Origin of the sequence: Pseudomonas fluorescens, from assembly GCF_002022275.1 — a bacterium.
Classification (GTDB): Bacteria; Pseudomonadota; Gammaproteobacteria; order Pseudomonadales; family Pseudomonadaceae; genus Aquipseudomonas; species Aquipseudomonas fluorescens_AJ.
The window spans coordinates 223,664-246,156 of record NZ_MSDF01000016.1; the positions used below are offsets into that span (position 1 = coordinate 223,664).

The 22,493-nt window shown below is 60.4% G+C and carries 22 protein-coding genes and 1 tRNA gene; 10 read left to right on the forward strand and 13 right to left on the reverse strand.

Annotated features, from left to right (window positions below; genetic code table 11):
• The first annotated feature begins 292 nt into the window (after positions 1 to 292).
• A complete protein-coding gene (gabP, locus tag BFW87_RS13105) occupies positions 293 to 1,684 on the forward strand; it encodes a GABA permease (RefSeq protein ID WP_078740224.1) in 1,392 nt (463 codons plus the stop codon).
• Positions 1,685 to 1,806: 122 nt separating this feature from the next.
• Here gabP and BFW87_RS13110 read toward each other — a convergent pair whose 3' ends face one another.
• Positions 1,807 to 2,220: a hypothetical protein gene (locus BFW87_RS13110; RefSeq protein WP_078740225.1), complete on the reverse strand. Its 414-nt coding sequence runs from the start codon at positions 2,218 to 2,220 to the stop codon at positions 1,807 to 1,809.
• A 73-nt stretch (positions 2,221 to 2,293) separates the two neighbouring features.
• Positions 2,294 to 3,214, reverse strand: a complete 921-nt coding sequence (locus BFW87_RS13115; RefSeq protein WP_078740226.1) for an alpha/beta hydrolase family protein — start codon at positions 3,212 to 3,214, stop codon at positions 2,294 to 2,296.
• A 167-nt stretch (positions 3,215 to 3,381) separates the two neighbouring features.
• Here BFW87_RS13115 and BFW87_RS13120 point away from each other — a divergent pair, with 167 nt between their 5' ends.
• Both BFW87_RS13120 and BFW87_RS13125 read left to right on the forward strand, forming a co-directional pair.
• The gene (locus BFW87_RS13120; RefSeq protein WP_078740227.1) at positions 3,382 to 4,347 is read left to right on the forward strand and encodes an arsenic resistance protein; all 966 of its coding nucleotides are present in this window, start codon (positions 3,382 to 3,384) and stop codon (positions 4,345 to 4,347) included.
• An 88-nt stretch (positions 4,348 to 4,435) separates the two neighbouring features.
• Positions 4,436 to 6,043 (forward strand): ArnT family glycosyltransferase, encoded by a 1,608-nt coding sequence (locus BFW87_RS13125; protein WP_078740228.1) that lies wholly within the window; start codon positions 4,436 to 4,438, stop codon positions 6,041 to 6,043.
• 103 nt (positions 6,044 to 6,146) lie between these two features.
• Here the strand turns inward: BFW87_RS13125 and BFW87_RS13130 are convergent, their stop codons facing one another.
• The 7 genes from BFW87_RS13130 to BFW87_RS13160 all read right to left on the reverse strand — a co-directional run bounded on the left by BFW87_RS13130 (position 6,147) and on the right by BFW87_RS13160 (position 11,417).
• Positions 6,147 to 6,467 (reverse strand): hypothetical protein, encoded by a 321-nt coding sequence (locus BFW87_RS13130; RefSeq protein WP_078740229.1) that lies wholly within the window; start codon positions 6,465 to 6,467, stop codon positions 6,147 to 6,149.
• 79 nt (positions 6,468 to 6,546) lie between these two features.
• Entirely contained in the window at positions 6,547 to 6,846 is a 300-nt protein-coding gene (locus BFW87_RS13135; protein ID WP_078740230.1) for a hypothetical protein, read from the reverse strand.
• A 53-nt stretch (positions 6,847 to 6,899) separates the two neighbouring features.
• Positions 6,900 to 7,361, reverse strand: coding sequence for a hypothetical protein (locus BFW87_RS13140; RefSeq protein ID WP_078740231.1), 462 nt, complete (start codon positions 7,359 to 7,361; stop codon positions 6,900 to 6,902).
• A gap of 327 nt (positions 7,362 to 7,688) precedes the next feature.
• Positions 7,689 to 7,764, reverse strand: a tRNA-Phe gene (locus BFW87_RS13145).
• Between the two features lie 103 nt (positions 7,765 to 7,867).
• Positions 7,868 to 8,140, reverse strand: a complete 273-nt coding sequence (locus BFW87_RS13150; protein WP_078740232.1) for an oxidative damage protection protein — start codon at positions 8,138 to 8,140, stop codon at positions 7,868 to 7,870.
• Complete coding sequence (gene mutY / locus BFW87_RS13155) at positions 8,137 to 9,204, reverse strand: A/G-specific adenine glycosylase (RefSeq protein ID WP_078740233.1); 1,068 nt, start codon at positions 9,202 to 9,204, stop codon at positions 8,137 to 8,139. The genes BFW87_RS13150 and mutY overlap by 4 nt, the downstream gene beginning before the upstream one ends.
• A complete protein-coding gene (locus BFW87_RS13160; protein WP_078740234.1) occupies positions 9,201 to 11,417 on the reverse strand; it encodes an AsmA family protein in 2,217 nt (738 codons plus the stop codon). Before BFW87_RS13160 ends, mutY begins: the two co-directional genes overlap by 4 nt.
• A 326-nt stretch (positions 11,418 to 11,743) precedes the next feature.
• Between BFW87_RS13160 and BFW87_RS13165 the strand changes: the two genes are divergently transcribed.
• From BFW87_RS13165 to BFW87_RS13195, 7 genes are all read left to right on the forward strand, one after another.
• Positions 11,744 to 13,405 carry an OFA family MFS transporter gene (locus tag BFW87_RS13165; RefSeq protein ID WP_078740235.1) on the forward strand — a complete coding sequence of 554 codons (1,662 nt, stop codon included), beginning with the start codon at positions 11,744 to 11,746 and terminating at the stop codon, positions 13,403 to 13,405.
• A gap of 306 nt (positions 13,406 to 13,711) precedes the next feature.
• The gene (gene hisB / locus BFW87_RS13170) at positions 13,712 to 14,305 is read left to right on the forward strand and encodes an imidazoleglycerol-phosphate dehydratase HisB (RefSeq protein ID WP_078740236.1); all 594 of its coding nucleotides are present in this window, start codon (positions 13,712 to 13,714) and stop codon (positions 14,303 to 14,305) included.
• Entirely contained in the window at positions 14,305 to 14,943 is a 639-nt protein-coding gene (gene hisH / locus BFW87_RS13175) for an imidazole glycerol phosphate synthase subunit HisH (RefSeq protein WP_078740237.1), read from the forward strand. Before hisB ends, hisH begins: the two co-directional genes overlap by 1 nt.
• Complete coding sequence (locus BFW87_RS13180; RefSeq protein WP_078740238.1) at positions 14,943 to 15,200, forward strand: DUF2164 domain-containing protein; 258 nt, start codon at positions 14,943 to 14,945, stop codon at positions 15,198 to 15,200. The genes hisH and BFW87_RS13180 overlap by 1 nt, the downstream gene beginning before the upstream one ends.
• A 39-nt stretch (positions 15,201 to 15,239) precedes the next feature.
• On the forward strand, positions 15,240 to 15,977 hold the full coding sequence (hisA, locus tag BFW87_RS13185; protein WP_078740239.1) for a 1-(5-phosphoribosyl)-5-[(5-phosphoribosylamino)methylideneamino]imidazole-4-carboxamide isomerase: 738 nt from the start codon (positions 15,240 to 15,242) through the stop codon (positions 15,975 to 15,977).
• 9 nt (positions 15,978 to 15,986) lie between these two features.
• On the forward strand, positions 15,987 to 16,757 hold the full coding sequence (hisF, locus tag BFW87_RS13190) for an imidazole glycerol phosphate synthase subunit HisF (protein WP_016972251.1): 771 nt from the start codon (positions 15,987 to 15,989) through the stop codon (positions 16,755 to 16,757).
• A 66-nt stretch (positions 16,758 to 16,823) separates the two neighbouring features.
• Entirely contained in the window at positions 16,824 to 17,579 is a 756-nt protein-coding gene (locus BFW87_RS13195) for a substrate-binding periplasmic protein (RefSeq protein WP_078740240.1), read from the forward strand.
• Here BFW87_RS13195 and BFW87_RS13200 read toward each other — a convergent pair.
• The 4 genes from BFW87_RS13200 to BFW87_RS13215 form a co-directional block, all read right to left on the reverse strand.
• Positions 17,532 to 18,836, reverse strand: a complete 1,305-nt coding sequence (locus tag BFW87_RS13200; protein ID WP_078740241.1) for a Vps62-related protein — start codon at positions 18,834 to 18,836, stop codon at positions 17,532 to 17,534. The two genes, BFW87_RS13195 and BFW87_RS13200, sit on opposite strands and share 48 nt — an antisense overlap.
• 131 nt (positions 18,837 to 18,967) lie before the next feature.
• Complete coding sequence (locus BFW87_RS13205) at positions 18,968 to 19,741, reverse strand: divergent polysaccharide deacetylase family protein (protein WP_078740242.1); 774 nt, start codon at positions 19,739 to 19,741, stop codon at positions 18,968 to 18,970.
• A 1-nt stretch (position 19,742) separates the two neighbouring features.
• Positions 19,743 to 21,071: a S41 family peptidase gene (locus BFW87_RS13210; RefSeq protein WP_078740243.1), complete on the reverse strand. Its 1,329-nt coding sequence runs from the start codon at positions 21,069 to 21,071 to the stop codon at positions 19,743 to 19,745.
• A gap of 30 nt (positions 21,072 to 21,101) precedes the next feature.
• Positions 21,102 to 22,397 (reverse strand): murein hydrolase activator EnvC family protein, encoded by a 1,296-nt coding sequence (locus BFW87_RS13215; protein WP_078740244.1) that lies wholly within the window; start codon positions 22,395 to 22,397, stop codon positions 21,102 to 21,104.
• Positions 22,398 to 22,493: the final 96 nt, after the last annotated feature.

Here is a 22,493-nt window from a genome sequence, read left to right on the forward strand (position 1 = left end):
CAAACGGTGCATATCAGCCCTTTAATGGGGCGTCACGTACTTTTTGTGTGTGTTTATGGTGCGTTTATCCATCCGAGAAGTGGGTCGGTCGGTAACGCTATAGCGGAATGCCATTGTTCTCAATGACTTGCGATCTCTGTTGAATTGTCCTACAGCCCGCGTCAATCGCGGCTCTGTAACATTTTGGCGCAAATCTTGCGTAAAAAATAAAGAACGCCCCGTTGGTTTCTTTTCACGAGAAAGATCGCAGGCCGGGCGGACTGTTTTCGCAATTCCTCGCAAAGGTGTGTCAATGAGTAGTACGCAAAGCTCCAATGACCTCGAACAGGGGCTCAAACCGCGTCACGTCACCATGCTGTCGATTGCCGGCGTTATTGGTGCCGGTTTGTTTGTCGGCTCCGGCCACGCGATTGCTGCCGCCGGGCCGGCCGTACTGCTGGCTTACGCCGCTGCGGGCACGCTGGTGGTGTTGGTGATGCGCATGCTTGCCGAAATGGCCGTGGCTTCGCCCGACACCGGTTCGTTCTCCACCTACGCCGACCGCGCGATCGGTCACTGGGCCGGTTTCACCATCGGCTGGCTGTACTGGTGGTTCTGGGTGCTGGTGATTCCATTGGAAGCCAACGCCGCTGCGACCATTCTCCACGCCTGGTTCCCCGACGTGGCCATCTGGGCATTTACCCTGATCATCACCTTGCTGCTGACCGCCACCAACCTGTTCAGCGTGAAGAACTACGGTGAGTTCGAGTTCTGGTTTGCGCTGATCAAAGTCGTGGCGATTGTGGGCTTCGTGATCCTCGGCCTGGCGGCGATTTTCGGCTTGCTGCCGACCAGCCAAGTCAGCGGCGTTTCGCACCTGTTCGACACCCAGGGCTTTATGCCAAACGGCACGGGCGCGGTATTGGCGGCGATCCTGACCACCATGTTCTCCTTTATGGGCACCGAGATCGTGACCATCGCGGCCGCCGAATCGAAGAACCCTGGCCAGCAAATCACCAAGGCCACCAACTCGGTGATCTGGCGGATTGGCTTGTTCTACCTGCTGTCGATCTTCATCGTGGTGGCGCTGGTGCCATGGAACGATCCGACCCTGGCGGCGGTAGGTTCCTACCAGACCGTGCTGGAACGCATGGGCATTCCTAACGCAAAACTGATCGTCGACCTGGTGGTACTGGTTGCGGTAACCAGCTGCCTGAACTCGGCGCTGTACACCGCCTCGCGCATGCTGTTCTCCCTGGGCCGTCGCGGTGACGCACCGGCTGTGGCCAAACGCACCAACAAAAGTGGCACGCCTTACTGGGCTGTGCTGTTGTCCACAGGCGCAGCGTTCCTCGCGGTATTCGCCAACTATGTGGCTCCGGCGGCCGTGTTTGAATTCCTGCTGGCCAGTTCCGGCGCGATCGCGCTGCTGGTGTATCTGGTGATTGCGGTGTCGCAACTGCGCATGCGCCAGAAGCGTACGGCGGCAGGCGAGAAGATCGTGTTCAAGATGTGGCTGTTTCCGGGCCTGACCTATGCGGTGATGGTGTTTATCGTCGGTACGTTGACCATCATGCTGTTCCAGGAAGCGCACCGGGTCGAGATTATTGCGACCGGGATTTTGAGCTTGCTGGTGGTATTGGCGGGGTTGTATGTGGCGAGCCGTCGCAAGGCGCAGAAAGTGGGCGCTGCTGTACTGAGCTGATGGAGTGCAGCTAAACAATGTGGGAGCCGGGCTTGCCCGCGATGACGGACTGACAGTCGATATTTTATTCGCCTGACACGCCGCCATCGCGGGCAAGCCCGGCTCCCACAGTGTGTTATGGGTCAGTCTTCTGAATTGGCCAGTGCTTGGGACGCCGCCACGTAATCCGCCTGAAACTCCGGCGATTCAATCCACGCCAGCGCAGCTGCCTCATCATCGCTGTCCGTGGCCCACTGCCGATACTCGATCAGTGCCGCCAGGATAAAGTCGGTGGCTTCTTCTTCACCTTCCTGCTCCAGCACCACCGCCAGCAACGGGTGCGCCAGGAAGGCCGCGCACAGCGCTTGCTGGCTGGTCTCGCCTGCAGTACGCATCTCGACAAACAATTCAGTCAAATCCACCGACTCAAGGTCAATGCGGCTGTCGTCGCCCGCAAATGTATCCGGTTTGGTTGCGACGGCGCGCTGGGTGCGGTTTTGCTTGGCCTTGGCTTTGGCCCGGTGGGCGCGTTTTTGCTGCTTGTTCGGCGAGGCCATGGGCTCAACGTCCTTGGGGGTCTGGATAGAGGTGGGGTATTGAAGCGCAGGTTGGGGCAAATCCCAAGGGAATCTAGGTGCGATCCGTCACTCGTCTCCCTGGCGAACCCGTTGCCAGCGCGCCCTCTTGCAGCCATGCCAATGCGATCGGCCACAGTCGGTCCTGATATTCACTGCGAAAGAAAGCGAAATGCCCGACGGCTTTTTCGCCGATATCCTCGGGGGTGATTCGCAGGTGGCTGCGTTCACTGCCGTCGAAATAACCCAGCAACCGCTCAATCGCCGCAACTGTTCCGAAGGGGTCGTCGGTGATGCTGATGGCCAGTACCTGCGCATTCACGCGGCTAAAGGGCAGGTCGCCCAGGGCTTTCCCGCTGGGGCGCGTTTCGTATTTGGGTGTTGGGGTTGCCCAATCCTTCACCACGCCGGCAGGGGTGTCTTCCAGCCAGCCCATTCGCTTGCCCGGGAAGTAGCCGTACAGGGCCGTCATCAGCGGCATCACTACGTGCCACTTGCCGAACATCCGCCAGCGGGTGCTCGCGTCGTAATCACGCCAGTAAGCGAATTGCGCGCCCACCGTCACGATCCGCCGAATCACCGCGCCCGAGGCCCCCAGCCCGGCAGCGCAGCCACCGAAACTGTGGGCAACCACATCAATCGGCTGGCCCGGAAATTCGCGCTGCGCCCGTTGCAGCATCGCCTCGAAATCCAGCACGCCCCAATCCGACCATGACGCCTTGAAGCCGCGCAGCGAGCCAGCGCGCGACTCGCCAATGCCGCGGTAGTCATAGGTGATGACGTCGAAACCATTGGCAAACAAGTAATCGGCGAATCGAGAGTAGTGGCGGCAACGCACGGAGGTGGCGGCGTTGATGATCACTACGGGGCGCGCCGGGTCGGTGCGGATGTGGCGCCAGGTGAAGCCGCCGATCAGATAGCCGTCGGCGGCGGGCTCGCGAAATGCTTCTGGTGCGGGTTGGGTGGGCAGGTTCATTGTGCGGCTCAATCCTTGCGCTTTGGGTGGGTAGGGGGCCACGCGCTTTTATTGGAAACCGAAATTAACAAATTTATCGTGGTCTGGGCGCAGGAAATGTCGCGCCGCTCGACCTTATCTTCCCGGGTGCTTAGGCTTGCAATCCATTGATCAGCCAGAGCCGGCCCATGACCCGCGACACCCTCGAGCACAACCAGATCCCGATTTACTTCGCCGCCGTCCTTTTGGCGGCTGCGTTTGGCGTGCTCGCGCCCTTATCGGCCCAGAGTCTGGGCGTGCTGGTCACGCCCGCCATCGCGGTGCTGATGTACGCAATGTTCCTGCAAATCCCCTTTCTCGATTTGCGCGAAGGGTTGGGTAACAAGCGCTTCATATATGCGTTGTTGCTGGCCAATTTCATCCTGGTGCCCTTGCTGGTTTGGATACTGACCCGCGGTCTTGTGGCGCACCCGGCACTGTTGGTGGGGGCGTTATTGGTGTTGCTCACGCCGTGCATCGACTACGTGGTGGTGTTCACTCACATTGGCAAGGGCGATTCGCGGCTGATGCTGGCGGCGACGCCCATCCTGTTGCTGCTGCAATTGGTGCTGTTGCCGGTTTACCTGAGTTTCATGCTGGGTGCGCAGTCGCAAGTGGTGGTGGCGGTAGGGCCATTCGTCGAGGCGTTCTTGCTGTTGATTGTGCTGCCGATGGTGCTGGCGGTGCTCACCACGTCCCTTGCGCGGCGCTCAAGTGTTGTCAGCGCCTGGAACCATGTCTGGGCCTGGCTGCCGGTGCCGGCCATGGCGCTGGTGCTGTTTGTGGTGATTGGCTTGCAAATCACGTCGGTGGTACGGGATATCGGGTTGTTGTTGCCAGTGATCCCGGTTTACGTCGGCTTCCTGCTGCTGGCACCACTGTTGGGCGCGCTGGCGGCCCGGCTGTTTGCGTTGCCGGCGGCGACGGCGCGGGCGGTCACGTTCAGTGCGTCGACCCGCAATTCGCTGGTGGTGCTGCCTTTGGCGCTGGCCTTGCCTGAAGACGTACGCGGGCTGGCGGCCACGGCGGTGATTCTGCAAACCCTGGTGGAGTTGGTGGGCGAGCTACTCTACATCCGGCTGATCCCGGTGCTGGTAGGGCGCGCTTGTCGGTAAACCCGTGAATCTTCAGGTCTGTTCAGGCGTTATTCAGGGGAGGAGTCGGCACCATGGCGTCGGCGTACCCTACCCGGAAGGATTACTGATGGACCATCGCAGCCGTTTTCGCCTGGAGTCTCTGGGCATTTTCCTGATCGCTTTGCTGCTGTTTACCCTGGGTATCTGGGACCAAGTGCCCCAAGGGTTTGACGGACGCTGGGCACTGTTCATGCAGGAAATGTTTCGCCACGGTGCGAGCCTTTTCCCTACCACCTACGGTCAGCCGTACGCGGATTATCCCGGTACCGCGACCTTCTTCAGCTTTGTATTTGCCCGCTTGTGGGGTGCGCCGAACCACCTTGCGAACGTGTTGCCGACCGCACTGGCGTCGGCTGGCGTCATCGCGCTGATCTATCGCTTGCTGGCGCCGTACGGCCGGCCTTGGGCGCTGCTGACGGTATTACTCACGCTGCTCACTACCCAATTGCTCGATAAGTCGCGCTCGGTGTGCCTGGACCAGATGATTGCGCTGTTATGCGTGGGCAGTTTCTACCTGCTGCACAGTGGTGAACAACTGGGCTCGCGGGTAAGGCAGTTGGCGGTGTTCCCGCTGTTTGTGCTGGCGTTCGCGATTCGCGGGCCGCTGGGGCTGATCGAAGTCTGCGGTGTGGTGTGCGTGTACTGGGCGCTGGGCCGTCCTGGCGCACGGGTCAAGCAGGTGCTGATTCACGGCGTGGTGGGTTTGGTGTTGCTCGCGGCCTGCTGGTGGGTGTTGATGAAACTGGCGCGGATCAGTGGTGGTGATGCCTTTGCCGATGAGGTGTTCAAGATGCAGGTCGGCGGGCGCCTCGACGAGTCGGGCGAGCCGTTTTACTTCTACTTCAAATTGAGTTTGTACCGGTATTTCCCGGTGGTGCCATTGGCGCTGGCGACCTTGATCGCGCTGCGCCATCGCTGGTCCGAGCGCCTGGTCAATGAAGAGGTGCAATTGGTGGTTCGGCTCGCGGCCTGCGGGTTGATGATCCTGCTCGGGCTCTCGGTGCCGCATTTCAAGCGCGCGTACTACATTCTGCCGATGGTGCCGATGTTCGCTGCTGTCGCCACCTATGGGCTGCTTCAGGCGCAAAGCTGGCTGCTGGGCGTGCGCCGCTGTTATGAAGGGCTTGTCGCCGTGCTGCCGGCGTTGTGCGTGGTGGTGCTGTTTGTGTGTCGGCATGCGTGGCAAAAGCACGGCTATTGGCCTGATGTATCGCTGCCGCTGCTGATCGGCGTGCTGGTGGTGCTGCAAGTGGCAGCGCTGATTGCCTGGCGCCGCGCGTTGCGCCTGATATCACTCAGTGTCATCGCCCTGGCGGCGCAATGGTTGCTGCTGGTGGTGGTGATCGACCCGGCCAAAGACCTGCAATTCGATACCCGCAAGTTTGTCAGCCAGGTAGAGGCGCTGCGTGCTTCGCAGCCTGGGCCTTTGGTGTTTGTCGACCTCGGCCGCGACACGTGGGCGGTGCGTTACATGATGAACCTGGATCACGACGAGCAGCCGCTGTTTGTGAGTCGCAATGAGCCTGAGAAATTGGTGACCTTGCCCCGGCCATCCTGGGTGATTGTGCCGCGTAAGGAGGCTGAGCTGTTGAAAGGGACGTCGATGGAACAACAGGCGCCGAACTTCGAGGGCCGGCTCAACGACAACCCGCTGATGGTGTTTTTGCTCCAGTAAGCGCATGGCCTTGAGCGGCGCAGCTCTTCACGGTTTCACATCTGACAAAAAAGCCTGCGATTAGCAGGCTTTTTTGTTGGCGCGTGCGCAGTGCAGTCGTGGATCAGGCCGCCGGAAGCACAGGGATCTGCATGCCGATTTTTGCCGAGGCGAAGTTGAGGTCGCCACTGGCAATGGACTGGGCCTTGAAGCCTTGGCCAATCAGATCCTTGATGTAGAACGTGTTGTAGATGAAGGCAAAGACGATGTTGCTCAGCCCCATCGTGAACATTGCGATCACGAACTGAATCAGGCCGTATTTCAGGTCGCCGCGAAACAGTGCCGGGAAGCAACCGAAGAAGAAGGTCGTCCACGAAAAGCCGACGGGGGCTTCTTTCATGGCGCCGGTATTCGGGTTTTTGAAAATAATCGATGTGTATGCCATTTGTTTCTCCATGTGCCCAAACGAGTAAGCGATACGTTGGGCTCCGTATCCCTGGGTATTGCGAAGCAAGCGGCAGGCGTCAGTCGGCGATTTCCCAGATCAAATTGTCTTCGTCGACCATGACATCCACGCTCAAGGTTTCGTGACCGTCCGGGCCATCGACCTCAACCAAGCCGCGATATTTGTTTTTGCCCCTGCTGATCAAGGTCAGGTCTTTGATCGTGTTTTCGCCGGGAGACGTGTCCTTGTCCCACGTCTCCTGCATGCTTTCCTTCACCTCTTGTGCCAGCTCTTCATTGGCTGCGTGAGCAGTGCCGAGGCAAAGCAGTGACGCGAGCAGTGTCAGTGCCACTGTGTGGCGAGTGCGTGTGCAGTTCATCTCGTGCTCCTTGAGACGGCGATGCCGGGCGCAGGCCTGCGCCCTGTGAAGTCTTAAGCCTGCTGGGTCTGGCCGCGCAGAATATTTTGCTTTCTCTGCTCTTCCGGCAGGTCGTTGACGCAGTAGTTGATGTAGAAAATATTCAGGAAGAAGGTGTAGAACGCGTTCATCCGCAGATCGATTTTATGTTCGCTGAGGGCGTATTCAGACAGCGCGTTTTTAGCCTTGAAGGCCCACACGATGTACATCACGTTGGAGGCGAGGAGCAGAATCATCGCAATGGCATTCAGCAACACGCTATCCATTCCGGAGAGCGCGCCACCCATGCCAAGACACACCGCGAGCCAGATGATGTAGGTGTTGTCGACCACCCGGTTTTTTGTGGTTTCGCTGAGGATCAAATTGCTTCTGTACACCCAGAGAAAGAGATACAGGCCCGCCGTGGCGGCTGACAGCAACACCATGTTGAGGGTCTTGGTGTCGATTTTGTCTTTTAATTCGTTGATGGTGGACATAACTCTTCCGTGTTTATGGCGTCGAGCGGCTTCAAGGTTGGTTCGCGAAGGGCTGCAGCTTTTTGAAGGGGGGACGCACGGGGAGGTCTAAGTCCGTCGTTTTGCCTTCGCGAATGGATATGCAATGGCTGACGGTTACAGGAGGGGATGCATCCGCATCGTGTGACTCGCCGGCCTTGGCATATTTTGAATCATATCACGATGCCACCATTCGGCGGCATGGCCGGTGGTATTCAATGGGCAACAAATCGCAGGCAACAAAAAACCCGCACTTGGCGGGTTTTTTGTGTGTTTCAGATGATGCTTGCACCACCTGAAACTAATTAGTGGTGCCCAGAGACGGAATCGAACCGCCGACACGGGGATTTTCAATCCCCTGCTCTACCGACTGAGCTATCTGGGCAACGGGGCGCATTAAACTGGTTTTTCAGGGGGTCGTCAAGCAAGTTTTCAAAAAATATTTAATTATTACCGTCGCTTACGTGCCGACCCCGGTTTTTGATCAATTATTGAGCAGGCGGCACGTAGCCGTCAGCTTTGGCGTAATCCTCGCCGGAAAAGAACTTGTCCATCTCGCCTGCCAGGTATTTGCGGTCTTCAGCGTTCATCATGTTCAGGCGTTTTTCGTTGATCAGCAGGGTCTGGTGTTTCAGCCAGTCACCCCAGGCCTGGGCCGAGACGTGATCGAACACATCCTGACCCTTGGCGCCCGGGTACGGAGGGCGTTCCAGGCCCGGAAGTTCTTCTTTGTACTTGCGGCACATGATGGTGCGGGTCATGACGACTCTCCTGCGTTCAATACGTCGGCCGCGCGCTTCAGCAGTTTCTTGACCGGGGCGGCAAGGCCCAGGCGCGGCGGGGTGGCGAGGTTATACCAGAGCCAGTCGGCCTCGGCCACGTGATGGGCGGATTCCTCGACCTGCACCAGCCACGGCTCGATAGCCAACTGGAAGTGGCTGAAGGTGTGGATCAGCCCTGGCAGTTCTTGATGCTTGCCGAGTTCGAGCGCGTGCTGGTGGGCGAGGTGTTCGAGGTCTTGCAGGTCATCCAGCTCCGGCAAACTCCACAGGCCGCCCCACAGGCCGGTGGAAGGGCGACGATAAAGCAGGATCGCGCCTTCGGCGTTCGCCAGCATTGGCATCAGCGTGCGTTTCTGCGGAATGGTCTTGCGCGGTTTGGGGATCGGGTAGCGCGTCTCCAGGCCGAGCATGTGCGCTTCGCAGCCTTTTTCCAGCGGGCACAACAGGCAGCTGGGTTTGCTGCGCGTGCAGAGCGTGGCGCCCATGTCCATCATCGCCTGGGTGTAGTCGTTGACGCGGTCGTGTGGCGTGAAGCGCTCTGCGGTGGCCCACAGCTGTTTGGCCACTTTCGGCTCGCCCGGGTAGCCCTCTTGCGCGGTAAAGCGCGCCAGCACGCGCTTGACGTTGCCGTCGAGGATCGGCGCACGCAGGCCCATGCTCAGGCTGGCGATCGCGCCGGCGGTGGACAGCCCGATGCCCGGCAGTTCAGTGAGTTTTTCCACATCTTTGGGAAACTCGCCGCCGTAGTCGGCGACCACAATTTTTGCGGTCTTCTGCAGGTTGCGCGCGCGGGTGTAGTAACCCAGGCCGGTCCACAGGTGCAGCACTTCATCTTCCGGCGCGGCGGCCAGGGCTTCGACCGTCGGCAGTGACGCCATGAAACGGTCGAAGTAGTTGAGCACGGTGCTGACCTGGGTCTGCTGCAGCATGATCTCTGACACCCACACCCGGTACGGCGTGATGCCCTGTTGCCAGGGCAGGTCATGGCGGCCGTGGCGGTCGTACCAGTCGAGCACCGCCTGCGAAAACTGCTCGTTTCTCATCGTTTGAACAGGCCTTTCAACGCGTCTTTAAGCTGTGGGTTGACCTTGTCGAGCTTCTCTTCCAGCTTCTCGCTGAGCTTGTTGCCGGCCGCTTTGACGGCGACTTGGGTCAAGCCGTCCTTGTCCAGGCGGCAGGCCTTGGCGCCCAGTTCCAGTGGGCCACGGCAGCGCAGCGGCACTTCGATGCCCTGGAAGTTTGAGCCGACCTGGCAGGCCGGGTCCGGCACGTCGCGCTGGTCGCCTTCGACGATAATGCCCACGCGGTAATCCATGCCCAGTACGCGCAGGTCGACGTCACCGTTGCCGTTGACCGTCAGGCCGGGGATGCGCACTTTCAGGTCCGGGTTGCTGGCTACGCCATTACGGAAGGTCAGGTTGCCGCGCAGTTCCTGGAACGGTGTGTCCTTGCCCTGCGGTGTGCTGCTCAGGGTTTTGCGGTTGAGCAGGGCGATGCCGGTGCACAGTTGTTGCTCAAGGTTGGCGTTGAGCAGCATGCCGTTGTTGATCACGAAGCTGGCCGTGCCGTTCAGGCTGTCGATAAGCGCCTTCTGGCTGTTGCCACGGCCGCTGAGGTTGCTGTCGAGGGTGATCTGGCCTTTCACCGGCGGGGTTTGCCCCTGGGCTTGCAGGATGCGTTCAACCGGTACTTGCTTGATGTGGGTTTGCAGCGCCAGCAGCGGAATGTCCTGGCGTACATCAAGGGTGCCGTTGGCCTGGAAGGTGCCGTTGTAGAGGCCGCCGCTCAGGGTGTCGAGCTTGAGCTGGCCATCGAGGCCGGAGGCTTTGAGTGCCGCGTTCTGGATCGGCAATTTGCTCAGGGTCAGTTGACCGAAAGCCAGGTCAGCGTCCACATCGAGCGTACGCAGGCGGGTCAATGGCAGCAGTTTGTCGCTGCTCCATGCGGCTTTGGTCGGCGCATCCGGCAGCGGTGTGGTGCCACCGGCGGCCATGGCGCCCATCTCGCTGTTTTGCACCTCGGCCTGGCGCGCAGCGGCGGCGCCCTTGGCGGACTCAGACTTGGCCGGCAGGTAGTTGTCGGCGTTGAATGTGTCGGCTTTGAGCTGCACGCGCAAAGATTGCTTGGCGAAATCATCCACGGCGACGCGACCGGTGAAGGTGCTGCCATCGAGTTTCAGGTTGAGGTCTTCCAGGGCCGCACTGGTCGATGTGCCTTTAAGGCGGCTGACCAGTTCGACTTTGCTCAGGCTGCCTGCCGCCATTGGCGGCAGTGGGTGGCCGACGCTGTCAAGGAACTTGGCCAGGTCAAACTGAGCGATGGACAAGGCGCCGCTCAGTTGCGGGGCTTTGCTCAGGTCGCTGACCTTCACTTCGCCCAGGGCGCGCAACAGGTTGGCCGACAGCTTGATGTTGGTCCATTCGGCGACGTTCGCTGCCAAATCCACCAACAATTGACCCTGGGTGGAGAAGGTCACGGTCTTGCCTTGCAGGGGCTCGCCGGTGGCTTCGCCGCTGAGTTTCATGTCTTCGAACTGGTAGCGCTGCAGGGCACGCTGAATGCGCAGGTTGCCGTTCAGCTCGGTCTTGATGCGCATCAGCGGCTGGTTGCTGCCCAGGAATGCGGTGAGCTTGAGTGGGACGCTGGCGCCTTCGTGCACCGCGCCGGCGCTCAACTGGATGCTTTCGGCGCTGAACTGCTTGCCGGTAAGCTCATCGTTGTATTCAACGCGCGCGTTGTTGATCGTCAGGCTGTCGATGTCCAGGCGGATCGGTTTTGGCGGTTTTTCCGGTTCGGGTTCAGCCGGGGTTTGCGTCGGAGCCGGAACCGGCGTATTGGCCGTCTTCTCGGTGACGTTCTTGCCGATGTCTTCCCAGTTGCCATGGCCCTGCTTGTCGCGGTTCAGGCGCAGGTTCAGGCCTTCCACACGAACATCGCTCATCTGCACTTCGCGGCGCAGCAGCGGCAGCACGCGCACCGACAGGCCGATCATCTGCAGGTCGGCGAACGGTTGGGTCGGGTTGGTCATGGTCGCCACGCTGGCTTCATGCAATTCCAGGCCCAGCCAGGGGAACAGGCTCCAGCCGATGTCGCCATTGAGCGTCAGCTCGATGTGGGCCTTGTCGCGGGCAATCTGGCGAATCTCGTCTTTGTAATCGTTGGGATCGAAGAGGTGGGTCAGGGCAAAGCCCAGGGCCACAATGATCAGCAACAGCCCGAGAAGTACCAGACCCAGGATTTTGCCGAACGCTTTCATGGGCGAGTCCTTGTATGTCGATTTCAAAATTTAGCCGCAGAGTATAACGCCAGGCGGCGTGCGTCAGTTCCCCCATCGTTACATTGTATCTAGCCGCGTCAAAACGGGAATTTGACGTCAAACAAATCAGGCCGCGCGAAAAAGGTGATATCAGTTTGGTTTTTCTGTCATCCACAGGTGCTAATCTGCGCAGGTTCGTCTGTCGTCTGCGACACAACGTCGCGTTTAAATGGAGCTTTACTCAACAACAACGGCCAACGCTCTGCGTGCAAGGCCGAGGGAGAGAGCGCCTGACGGGCACATACTAATAACTGGGGGAAACACCAATGAGCACTAGCACTGTGGCAGGTTCAACTGCCGCACAGCCTGCGTTCCTGTCCAAGGAGCGCATTATCGCCAAGCCCGGCTTCAACCGCTGGCTGGTTCCACCGGCCGCCCTGGCCATCCACCTGTGCATCGGCATGGCCTACGGGTTCTCGGTGTTTTGGCTGCCACTGTCCAAAGCCTTGGGTATCACCGCACCGGTCGCCTGCGCGCCGGACATGAGCTTCATCGCCCAAGTCTTTTCGTCCCAGTGCGATTGGCCGATTTCCATGCTGGGCTGGATCTACACCCTGTTCTTCATCTTCCTGGGCTGCTCGGCAGCCATCTGGGGCGGCTGGCTGGAACACGCCGGGCCGCGTAAGGCGGGCGTTGTGTCGGCGCTGTGCTGGTGTGGTGGCTTGCTGATCTCGGCGTTGGGTGTGTACACCCACCAGATCTGGCTGATGTGGATCGGCTCCGGCGTGATCGGCGGTATCGGCCTGGGCCTGGGCTATATCTCGCCCGTATCGACCCTGATCAAGTGGTTCCCGGACAAGCGCGGCATGGCCACCGGCATGGCGATCATGGGCTTCGGCGGCGGCGCAATGGTTGGCGCCCCGTTGGCAGCGGCCTTGATGGGCCACTTTGCTTCCCCGACCAGCGTCGGTGTATGGCAGAGCTTTGCGGTCATGGCCGTGATCTACTTCGTGTTCATGATCGGCGGCGCACTCTCATACCGCGTTCCGCCAACCGGCTGGAAGCCTGAGGGCTGGACCGCCCCGGCGAAAAAAGCCAGCAACGCGATGATCACTCACCGTCACGTGCACGTGAACGTGGCCTGGAAAACCCCGCAATTCCGCCTGGTATGGCTGGTGTTGTGCCTGAACGTCTCCGCCGGTATCGGCATCCTCGGCATGGCTTCGCCACTGTTGCAGGAAGTGTTCGGTGGCAAGTTGCTGGGTAACGGTCTGACATTCGGTCAGCTGGATGCGGGCCAGTTGGCATCTATTGCAGCCATCGCGGCCGGCTTCACCGGTTTGCTCAGCCTGTTCAACATTGGTGGCCGTTTCTTCTGGGCGTCGTTCTCCGACTACCTGGGCCGCAAAAACACCTACTTCGTGTTCTTCGCCCTGGGCTTTGCCCTGTACGCGCTGATCCCGAACCTGGGTCACCTGGGCAACGTGGCGCTGTTTGTGGCGGCGTTCTGCATCATCCTGTCGATGTACGGCGGCGGTTTTGCGACCGTTCCGGCTTACCTGGCTGACCTGTTCGGTACGCAAATGGTCGGCGCGATCCACGGTCGCCTGCTGACCGCCTGGGCCGCAGCCGGCGTGCTGGGCCCGGTGTTGGTGAACTACCTGCGTGAATATCAGCTGAGCATCGGCGTTGAACGCGCTGCGGCCTACGACATCACCTTGTACATCCTCGCCGGCCTGCTGGTGCTGGGTTTCATCTGCAACCTGCTGGTGCGCCCGGTGGCGGACAAGTACTTCATGACCGATGCCGAACTGGCCGCTGAACAAGCGCTGGGTCATGACAAAGGCGCTGATGCTTCCACCTCGCTCGAGTGGAAAGCGGCGTCCGGCACTGTGCCAATGGCGATCGCCGCCTGGCTGGTGGTGGGTATTCCGTTGGCGTGGGGTGTGTGGGTGACCTTGCAGAAAACGGCTGTCCTGTTCCACTGATGCAATGTCTGTAGGGACCGGCTTTTTGTGGCGAGCGGGCTTGCCCCGCGTCGGGTCGCGAAGCGACCCCAATGAGACCGGCGCGTTTTTTCAGTCAAAACGCGTAGGTAAGTTTTGGGGCTGCTTCGCAGCCCAACGCGGGGCAAGCCCGCTCGCCACATAAGCGGGTACCCACATGTACACACATGTCTATCCCCGACATTCCTCGCTTCAACTCGTCAGTCTTATCCCCTCCGTTGTTTCTGTTTAGCGCCCGCGCCCCTATAATGGCTGCCTTTTTCGCCCAATGATTTTGCGGAGCTGGTGATGGCTGAACGTAAGGTATCCGTCGAGCGCGACACTCTGGAAACCCAGATCAAAGCCTCGATCAACCTGGATGGCACCGGAAAGGCCCGATTTGATATCGGTGTCCCTTTTCTTGAGCACATGCTGGACCAGATCGCCCGTCACGGGCTGATCGACCTGGATATCGTCAGCAAGGGCGACCTGCATATCGACGACCACCACACGGTGGAAGACGTAGGCATTACCCTCGGCCAGGCATTTGCCAAGGCGATCGGCGACAAGAAAGGCATCCGTCGCTACGGCCACGCCTATGTCCCGCTGGACGAAGCGCTGTCGCGTGTGGTCATCGACTTCTCCGGCCGCCCAGGCCTGCAGATGCACGTGCCTTTCACTCGCGCCACCGTGGGCGGCTTTGACGTCGACCTGTTCCAGGAATTCTTCCAGGGTTTCGTCAACCACGCACTCGTCAGCCTGCACATCGACAACCTGCGCGGCACCAACACCCACCACCAGATCGAAACCGTGTTCAAGGCGTTCGGCCGCGCGCTGCGCATGGCCGTGGAGCTGGATGACCGCATGGCCGGGCAAATGCCGTCGACCAAGGGCGTTCTGTAATGCAGACGGTCGCGGTTATCGATTACGGCATGGGCAACCTGCACTCGGTGGCCAAGGCCCTCGAACACGTGGGTGCCGGCAAGGTGCTGATCACCAGCGATGCCGACGTGATTCGCGAAGCTGACCGGGTAGTGTTTCCGGGTGTTGGCGCGATTCGCGATTGCATGGCCGAGATCCGCCGCCTGGGCTTTGACAGCCTGGTGCGCGAAGTCAGCCAGGACCGCCCGTTCCTCGGCATCTGCGTGGGCATGCAAGCCTTGCTCGAGCGCAGTGAAGAGAACGACGGCGTGGACTGCATCGGCCTGTTTCCCGGCCAGGTGAAGTTCTTTGGCAAAGACCTGCACGAAGACGGCGCCCACCTGAAAGTCCCGCACATGGGCTGGAACGAAGTGCGCCAGACCGTGGATCACCCGCTGTGGCACGAAGTGCCGGACATGGCGCGTTTCTACTTTGTGCATAGCTACTACATCGCCGCCGGCAAGCCGGATCAGGTGGTGGGTGGCGGGCATTACGGCGTCGACTTCGCCGCCGCGCTGGCTGAAGGCTCGCGCTTTGCCGTGCAGTTCCACCCGGAGAAGAGCCATACCCATGGCCTGCAATTGTTGCAGAACTTCGCCGCGTGGGATGGCCGCTGGTAATGGCCAAGAAGCCGAAGCTGCCGGTCTTGAGCCTCACGCCTGAACAGGAGAGTGAAGCTACCCTCAAGATCAAGCGCTTCATGGAGGACCGTTTCGAGCTCCAGCTGGGCTCGTTCGAGGTCGCCGAGATTCTTGAGCTGTTTACCACCGAAGTTGCGCCGCACTATTACAACAAGGCGATTTTCGACACGCAGACGCTCCTTAAAGAAAGGTTCGAAAGCATCGAAAGCGACTTGTGGTCGCTTGAGAAACCCTGATTTCTCAAGCATTGCTGACTATCGAATAAGGTTTGCCAGATGCTGATTATCCCCGCTATCGATCTCAAGGACGGCGCGTGTGTACGCCTGCGCCAAGGCCGCATGGAAGACTCCACCGTGTTCTCCGATGACCCGGTCAGCATGGCTGCCAAATGGGTGGAAGGGGGCTGCCGTCGTCTGCATCTGGTGGACTTGAACGGCGCCTTCGAAGGCCAGCCGGTCAATGGCGAAGTGGTCACCGCGATCGCCAAGCGCTACCCGCATCTGCCGATCCAGATCGGTGGCGGCATCCGCTCCCTGGAAACCATCGAGCACTACGTCAAAGCTGGCGTGAGCTACGTGATCATCGGCACCAAGGCCGTGAAAGACCCGGCGTTCGTCGCCGAAGCCTGCCGCGCGTTCCCGGGTAAAGTGATCGTGGGCCTGGACGCCAAAGACGGTTTCGTCGCCACCGACGGCTGGGCTGAAATCAGCACCGTGCAGGTGATCGACCTGGCCAAGCAGTTTGAAGCTGACGGCGTGTCCGCCATTGTTTATACCGACATCGCCAAAGACGGCATGATGCAGGGCTGCAACGTGCCGTTCACCGCTGCGCTGGCGGCGGCCACGAAGATTCCGGTGATCGCTTCCGGCGGCATTCACAACCTGGGTGACATCAAGTCGCTGCTCGACGCCAAGGCACCCGGCATCATCGGCGCCATCACCGGTCGTGCGATCTACGAAGGCACCCTGGACGTCGCCGAAGCCCAGGCTTACTGCGACGCCTACAACGGCTGAGGACTGACCATGGCGCTGGCCAAACGCATCATCCCTTGCCTGGACGTCGACAACGGTCGCGTGGTCAAGGGCGTCAAGTTCGAGAACATTCGCGACGCCGGTGACCCGGTGGAAATCGCCCGTCGTTACGATGAGCAGGGTGCTGACGAGATTACCTTTCTCGACATCACCGCCAGCGTTGATGGCCGCGACACCACGCTGCACACCGTGGAGCGCATGGCCAGCCAGGTGTTTATCCCGCTGACCGTGGGCGGTGGCGTGCGTACCGTGCAAGACATTCGCAACCTGCTCAATGCCGGCGCGGACAAGGTCTCGATCAACACCGCCGCGGTGTTCAACCCGGAGTTCGTTGGCGAAGCCGCGCAGCACTTCGGCTCGCAATGCATCGTGGTGGCCATCGACGCCAAGAAAGTCTCCGGCCCGGGCGAAACCCCGCGTTGGGAGATCTTCACCCATGGCGGTCGCAAGCCGACCGGCCTGGACGCGGTGGAGTGGGCGATGAAGATGGAAGGCCTGGGCGCCGGTGAAATCCTGCTGACCAGCATGGACCAGGACGGTATGAAAAACGGCTTCGACCTGGGCGTAACCCGCGCCATCAGCGATGCACTGGGCATTCCGGTGATCGCTTCCGGCGGCGTCGGCAACCTGCAGCACCTGGCTGACGGTGTGACCGAAGGCCACGCCAGCGCCGTGCTGGCGGCGAGTATTTTCCACTTTGGCGAATACACCGTGCCCGAGGCCAAGGCGTACATGGCGGCGCGCGGTATCGTCGTTCGCTAAACGCTGCTGGACACCATGGCAGGCGCGCGGCACTCTCTGCGCTTGCCATGGACTTCGGTACTATTCATGTTCAAACACCTGCTGCTCGCCTTGGCCAGTACTTCCATCCTGTTGGCAGGCTCGGCCCGTGCCGAAGAACCGTCTGACGCCTCCCTGGTGTTGCTGACGGAAAACTTCCCACCCTACAACATGGCAAAAAACGGCAAGAACTTCGCCAAGGACGAGAACATCGAAGGCATCGCCGTCGACATCGTGCGCGAAACCTTCAAGCGTGCCGGCATTTCCTACAACCTGACCCTGCGTTTTCCCTGGGAGCGAATCTACAAACTCGCCCTGGAAAAACCCGGCTACGGCGTGTTCGTAATGGCGCGCCTGCCGGACCGCGAAGCCTTGTTCAAATGGGTCGGTCCCATCGGCCCGGATGATTGGGTGATGCTGGCCAAGGCTGACAGCAAGATCGAGCTGGAAGACCTTGAGCACGCGCGCCGTTACAAGATCGGCGCCTACAAAGGCGACGCCATTGCCGAAACCCTGGAGAAGCAGGGGCTCAACCCGATCGTGGCGCTGCGCGACCAGGACAACGCACAAAAGCTGATGGATGGCCAGATCGACCTGTGGGCCACCGGCGACCCGGCAGGCCGGTATCTGGCCCGCCAGGTCGGGGTAACCCAACTCAAAACCGTGCTGCGCTTCAATAGCGCGCAGTTGTACCTGGCGTTGAACAAGCAAGTGCCGGACGACGTTGTGGCCAAACTTCAGGCGGCACTGGATCAGTTAAGACGGGAGGGTGGGGTCGATAAAATCGTCGATCACTATCTCTAGGTCGTTGTCAGCCTCCGGCGACACAGCCGGGGGTTGCTCTTCGCCGATTGCAGGCGCAGGTGCAGGCGCTGGAAACTCGCTCATGTGCACCTGTTCGCCGTTGGTAAAGATGACGGCGTTGCCGACCTGGCTGCCGTCCTGGCGCAGCAATTTATATTCGCTTTGTATGAGATAGCCGGCGACCGCTTTGTTCGCCGGGATGTAGGTAATGATTTCCAGCGGCGAGCTTTCAAGCCAGGGGCTGATGGAGTGCTGGGTATGGGTGAACTCAGAGTCGAGTTGTGCGCTGAAACGCGTCATGAACACATGGGGGTTGGCAGGCCACTGGGTAAACAACTCAACGCTCGAGATGGATCTGAGCGTTCGAGTGTCATTGCCATTGGCGCCCTTGGTCGCCGTCCAGCTAATGGGTTTGCTGACTGCGCTCTGGTTGTGTCCGAAGCCGGCAAGCACGTAGGTATCGGTGCGTTGCACTTGATAATAAGGAGACTCTGTCAATTGCCGGGTGAGCATCAGTGCCGGATCCAGAACACAAAACCAAGGCAGTTCGCAGACGGTGGACGCATGGCTGGGTTGCGCGAGGCTTGGCTGTTCATACGCGGACAGTTCAGGCGGTGGCGTTGGGATAATCACTGGCGCGGTGAGCGCCAGGCGCAGCGAATAGGTCGGGGTGCGCTCAGACGGCTTTCCATGACTGGCATGGGCAATAAAAGTGCTGGGTGCGAGGTTGATTTCACCAGGCGCGGCGCGGGGCGGGGAGATCGTCCAGGCACTGAAATCTTTGTCTGCACCACTGCCGTGGTCACCCCAGATTCGGTCCCCAATGCTCGACGCGATCACCAAGTCAGCCCTGACGCAGCGTACGGCGTTGCGCGATGGTTTTTCGTGCTCCATTCCGCACATGTGCCCCATGGCCACGTAGCCTGGAGGTGGAACTGGACGCCAGATCGAAACACTGGCTACAGCGCCTGAACCGGCATCCCTCCAGACCAATTGATAATCGTCCGGGGGGCGAAGTGCGGTGCCATCCGTTTGGTTGGCGTCGCTGACGACGGCGACCACTCTCTGTTGATTTATGTTGCGATGGCTGGCGACCGCAACATCACCCAGGGAAGAGAATTGACTGAGTGCATCCGCGGAGGTCGAGGGTCGCCAGACAGTAAAAGGCTGATCGGCGCCTGACCCTCGGTCGTTCCAGCAATGGTCAAACTCGGTGGTGAAATTTATCAGCAGGTCTTTGAATTGAAGCGATTTCATCGTGAGCACTCCTGTGTCTCGAAAGTTCTGATGCGCTGCGTTGCCCTCAGGGCAAGCGGCCGCAGTTACTATCGAAAACTTTGCACAGGCGTGGGCGGTAGCTATTTAGGGTGGGGGGGCGTGCTTGAACGCTAGCGATAAACCCCGTCTTTTCCGTGGCCCGCCATGGCGCGGTTACTGCGCACGCTGATCATCAACTTGATATCAATCCAGTCGACGCCCTGGGCCTTGAGCTTGGGCAATTCACGCTCAAGCACCGCCAGGGTCTGCGGGTAGGGGTGGCCGATCATCACCGCCGAACCCTGTTTATGGGCCAGCTTGATCGCGGTTTGCAGTTGCGTGGTGATGGCTGCTTCGGTGCGCTCGTCATCGAGAAACACATCCCGCGAGACGTGGGCCAAGCCAATCTTCTGGGCTTCGGCCGCCGCTACGGTTTGCGCGCTGGTGCGGCTGTCGACGAAGAACTTGTTGCGCCGCTGCAACTCGGCCATCAGCCAGGCCATCGCCTCCGGTTGCGCGGTCATGCGGCTGCCCATGTGGTTGTTGATGCCGGCGGTGTAGGGCACAGCCTTGAAGGCGGCGTCCAGGCGTTTGCCGAGTTCTTCGATGGGCAGCTCGGGGTGCCAGGCGAATGGGCCTGTGGCCGGGTCCATGGGCATGTGCAGGATCACGATCTTGCCGGCCTTGTGCGCCTCACGGGCGAATTCGGCGGCGTGGGGCGTGTCGGGCATGATCGCGGTGGTCACAGGCCCGGGCAGGGCCAACACGCGACGATCCCGGGGCAGGTTTTGCCCGAGGTCGTCGATGATGAGGGTCAGGTAGGCTTTTGAGGGCTCACTGGCCGGGGTCGCATGGGCGACCCCGGCCAGGCTGCACAGCAAGGCGATGATCAGGGCAACACGCATATCAACGGCTGCGCGTGATGCTCAGGCCTTTGAGCAGGCTCAGCGCCTGGGCCAGCTGGTAGTCATCGTCCTGCGGCATCGGCTTGGCTTTGGCGCCGCTGCCGGTTGGCTGGTCGGCGCCGCCGTTGCCATTGCCCAGGTGACCTTGCAGGTCGGCCTCTTTGTAGAACTCGCTGTCGACCTCGTTGGTGATCTTGGCCTTGCGCACTTCGATGTCCGGCACGATGCCCTGGGCCTGGATCGAGCGGCCGTTCGGCGTGTAGTACAGCGCTGTGGTGATCTTCAACGCGCGGTCATTGTTCAGCGGCAACACGGTTTGCACCGAGCCTTTGCCGAAACTGGTGGTGCCCATCAGCACGCCGCGTTTCTGGTCTTGCAGGGCACCGGCGACGATTTCCGAAGCCGAGGCGCTGCCGCCGTTGATCAACACCGCCAATGGCACGCCTTCGCTGAGGTCGTTACCGGTGGCTGAGAAGCGCAACTCGGAGTTGGCGATACGGCCCTTGGTGTAAACGATCAAGCCTTTGGTGATGAAGTGGTCGACCACTTCCACAGCCGCCTGCAGCACGCCGCCCGGGTTGTTACGCAGGTCGAGCACGATGCCGTTGAGCTTCTTGCCGTTGTCTTTACGCAACTTGGCCAGGGCCTTGGCGACTTCATCGCCGGTCTTGACCTGGAACTGGGTGATACGGATGTAGCCGTAGCCCGATTCCAGCAGCTGGCTCTTCACGCTCTTGACCGTGATGGTCGCGCGGGCCAGCGTCACGTCAAACGGGTTGCCGCCGTCGCGCACCAGGGTCAGGGTGATTTTCTGGCCGAGCTTGCCGCGCATCTTGTCGACGGCTTCGGTCATGGTCTGGCCGCGCGTTGGCTGGCCGTTGATCTTGACGATGAAGTCGCCAGCCTGAATGCCGGCCTTGGATGCCGGGGTGTCATCGATCGGCGACACGACTTTGATGTTGCCGTCCTCGGAGCCCACTTCAATGCCCAGGCCACCGAACTCACCGCTGGTGCTTTCCTGCAGCTCGGCGAAATCCTCAGGGCCCAGGTAGGCGGAGTGCGGGTCAAGGTTGCTGAGCATGCCCTTGATGGCATTTTCCAGCAGGGTCTTGTCGTCTACGGGGTCGACATAGGCTGCCTTGATCCGGTCCATGACCTCGGCAAAGGTGCGCAGCTCGTCCAGCGGCAGCGGCGCCTTGGTGGTCGCTGCAGAGCTCGCAGCCGTGGCGGCAGGCGCAGCCGGTGCGGCCTGGTCGGCGAAAGCCAGCGGCGCGCCGATCACCAGGGCGATCGTCAGGGCCAACGAAGTGAGGCGGGACAAATGCAGCATGTCGAACGAACTCCTAGTGTAGATGCGGCCCTATCCTTGGGAACGGCACCATTGTGCAGGATCGCTCGGGCGACCCTGCTGACGAATAGCGAAGTACAGCGCCGGAGTGTCCTGGCCACCACTGTTACCGACAGTGGAGATGGATTCACCGGCTTTTACAACATCACCTGCCGACTTGAGTAAAGTCTGATTGTGGCCATAAAGGCTCAAATAGCCATTACCGTGGTCAAGAATTACCAATAAACCGGCGCCACGCAGCCAATCGGCAAACACCACGCGCCCACCGTGAACGGCATGCACCTGGCTGCCGGCGGCGGCGCTGATCATCACCCCGTCCCACTTGGCGCGGGTGTCATCGCCACGGGTTTCACCAAAGCGTGCCAGTAGTCGACCATCAACTGGCCATGGAAGTTTGCCGCGCGCTGAAGCAAAAGGCCCGCCGAACGACTCGCCGCTGCTGGAAACCAGTGGGCCAGGCGCTGCATGTGCCGGTTTACGCGGTGCCGGAGCGTCCGTGGTGGCAGCCAGTTCGGCCTCACGCTGGCGCTTTTTTTCGGCTTCCTGCTGGGCGATCAGCGCTTTCTGCCGCGCTTCTTCGGCCTCACGTGCCTGGCGGGCCAGGGTTTCTTCGATGGTTTTGAGTACTTTGCCCAGGTCTGCCTGGTCTTGCTCGCGGGCTTGCAGCTTGGCGTCGCGGGCTTTTACATCGTCGTTGAGTTTGGCCAGGGCCACCTGACGTTCCTTGCGCACCTTGTCGAGCTGGTCGCGCTGGGCGTCGAGGGCGCTTTTCTGGTCGTTCAGTTGTGACTGCTGGTCGGTAATTTCCTGCTCGACATTGGCCAACTGGCGCAGGGTTTCGTTGAAACCCTTCAATTGCGCCAGGCGCGCTTTGCTCAGGTAGTCGTAGTAGGTGAGGGTGCGGGCGAATTTTTCCGGGTTCTGCTGGTTGAGCAGCAGCTTGAGGTATTCCTGGCGGCCACTCTGGTAGGCGGCGCGGGCCTGGATCGCGATCAAGCGTTGCTGTTCAACGCGTGCGCTCTGGAGTTTTTTTTTCTCACCGTCGAGTCGCTCCAGTTCCGACTCGCTCTTCTTTAATTCTTTTTGCAGCTCCTGGACCTGCTTCTCCAGGTTGCCCATCTCGGTTTCCGTGCCGCGCAGGTCTTTCTGCACCCCGGATTTCTCTTCCTGGAGCTTGCCGAGCAGTTTTTTCAGCTCGGTAATGTCCTGACGCGTAGCGTCCAACTGTTGTTGGGTTTGTGCGCGCTCGTCGGCAAACGCCGGTTGGAGCAGGCAGACAAGAGCGAGGGTAATCAAGGCGCGAAGCATAGAGGCGGGCGACACCAGGGAAAGGGACGGCCTAGTATGCCCGCCAAGCGCGGCAAAAAAAACGCCCAATTCGGGCTGAAGAGCAAGATAACTCCC

What these genes read in the sequence shown, in the direction of transcription:
- gabP (WP_078740224.1), top strand. Translation starts at nt 293, where the DNA reads ATGAGTAGTACGCAAAGCTCCAATGACCTCGAACAGGGGCTCAAACCG.
- BFW87_RS13110 (WP_078740225.1), bottom strand. Translation starts at nt 2,220, where the DNA reads ATGGCCTCGCCGAACAAGCAGCAAAAACGCGCCCACCGGGCCAAAGCC.
- BFW87_RS13115 (WP_078740226.1), bottom strand. Translation starts at nt 3,214, where the DNA reads ATGAACCTGCCCACCCAACCCGCACCAGAAGCATTTCGCGAGCCCGCC.
- BFW87_RS13120 (WP_078740227.1), top strand. Translation starts at nt 3,382, where the DNA reads ATGACCCGCGACACCCTCGAGCACAACCAGATCCCGATTTACTTCGCC.
- BFW87_RS13125 (WP_078740228.1), top strand. Translation starts at nt 4,436, where the DNA reads ATGGACCATCGCAGCCGTTTTCGCCTGGAGTCTCTGGGCATTTTCCTG.
- BFW87_RS13130 (WP_078740229.1), bottom strand. Translation starts at nt 6,467, where the DNA reads ATGGCATACACATCGATTATTTTCAAAAACCCGAATACCGGCGCCATG.
- BFW87_RS13135 (WP_078740230.1), bottom strand. Translation starts at nt 6,846, where the DNA reads ATGAACTGCACACGCACTCGCCACACAGTGGCACTGACACTGCTCGCG.
- BFW87_RS13140 (WP_078740231.1), bottom strand. Translation starts at nt 7,361, where the DNA reads ATGTCCACCATCAACGAATTAAAAGACAAAATCGACACCAAGACCCTC.
- BFW87_RS13150 (WP_078740232.1), bottom strand. Translation starts at nt 8,140, where the DNA reads ATGACCCGCACCATCATGTGCCGCAAGTACAAAGAAGAACTTCCGGGC.
- mutY (WP_078740233.1), bottom strand. Translation starts at nt 9,204, where the DNA reads ATGAGAAACGAGCAGTTTTCGCAGGCGGTGCTCGACTGGTACGACCGC.
- BFW87_RS13160 (WP_078740234.1), bottom strand. Translation starts at nt 11,417, where the DNA reads ATGAAAGCGTTCGGCAAAATCCTGGGTCTGGTACTTCTCGGGCTGTTG.
- BFW87_RS13165 (WP_078740235.1), top strand. Translation starts at nt 11,744, where the DNA reads ATGAGCACTAGCACTGTGGCAGGTTCAACTGCCGCACAGCCTGCGTTC.
- hisB (WP_078740236.1), top strand. Translation starts at nt 13,712, where the DNA reads ATGGCTGAACGTAAGGTATCCGTCGAGCGCGACACTCTGGAAACCCAG.
- hisH (WP_078740237.1), top strand. Translation starts at nt 14,305, where the DNA reads ATGCAGACGGTCGCGGTTATCGATTACGGCATGGGCAACCTGCACTCG.
- BFW87_RS13180 (WP_078740238.1), top strand. Translation starts at nt 14,943, where the DNA reads ATGGCCAAGAAGCCGAAGCTGCCGGTCTTGAGCCTCACGCCTGAACAG.
- hisA (WP_078740239.1), top strand. Translation starts at nt 15,240, where the DNA reads ATGCTGATTATCCCCGCTATCGATCTCAAGGACGGCGCGTGTGTACGC.
- hisF (WP_016972251.1), top strand. Translation starts at nt 15,987, where the DNA reads ATGGCGCTGGCCAAACGCATCATCCCTTGCCTGGACGTCGACAACGGT.
- BFW87_RS13195 (WP_078740240.1), top strand. Translation starts at nt 16,824, where the DNA reads ATGTTCAAACACCTGCTGCTCGCCTTGGCCAGTACTTCCATCCTGTTG.
- BFW87_RS13200 (WP_078740241.1), bottom strand. Translation starts at nt 18,836, where the DNA reads ATGAAATCGCTTCAATTCAAAGACCTGCTGATAAATTTCACCACCGAG.
- BFW87_RS13205 (WP_078740242.1), bottom strand. Translation starts at nt 19,741, where the DNA reads ATGCGTGTTGCCCTGATCATCGCCTTGCTGTGCAGCCTGGCCGGGGTC.
- BFW87_RS13210 (WP_078740243.1), bottom strand. Translation starts at nt 21,071, where the DNA reads ATGCTGCATTTGTCCCGCCTCACTTCGTTGGCCCTGACGATCGCCCTG.
- BFW87_RS13215 (WP_078740244.1), bottom strand. Translation starts at nt 22,397, where the DNA reads ATGCTTCGCGCCTTGATTACCCTCGCTCTTGTCTGCCTGCTCCAACCG.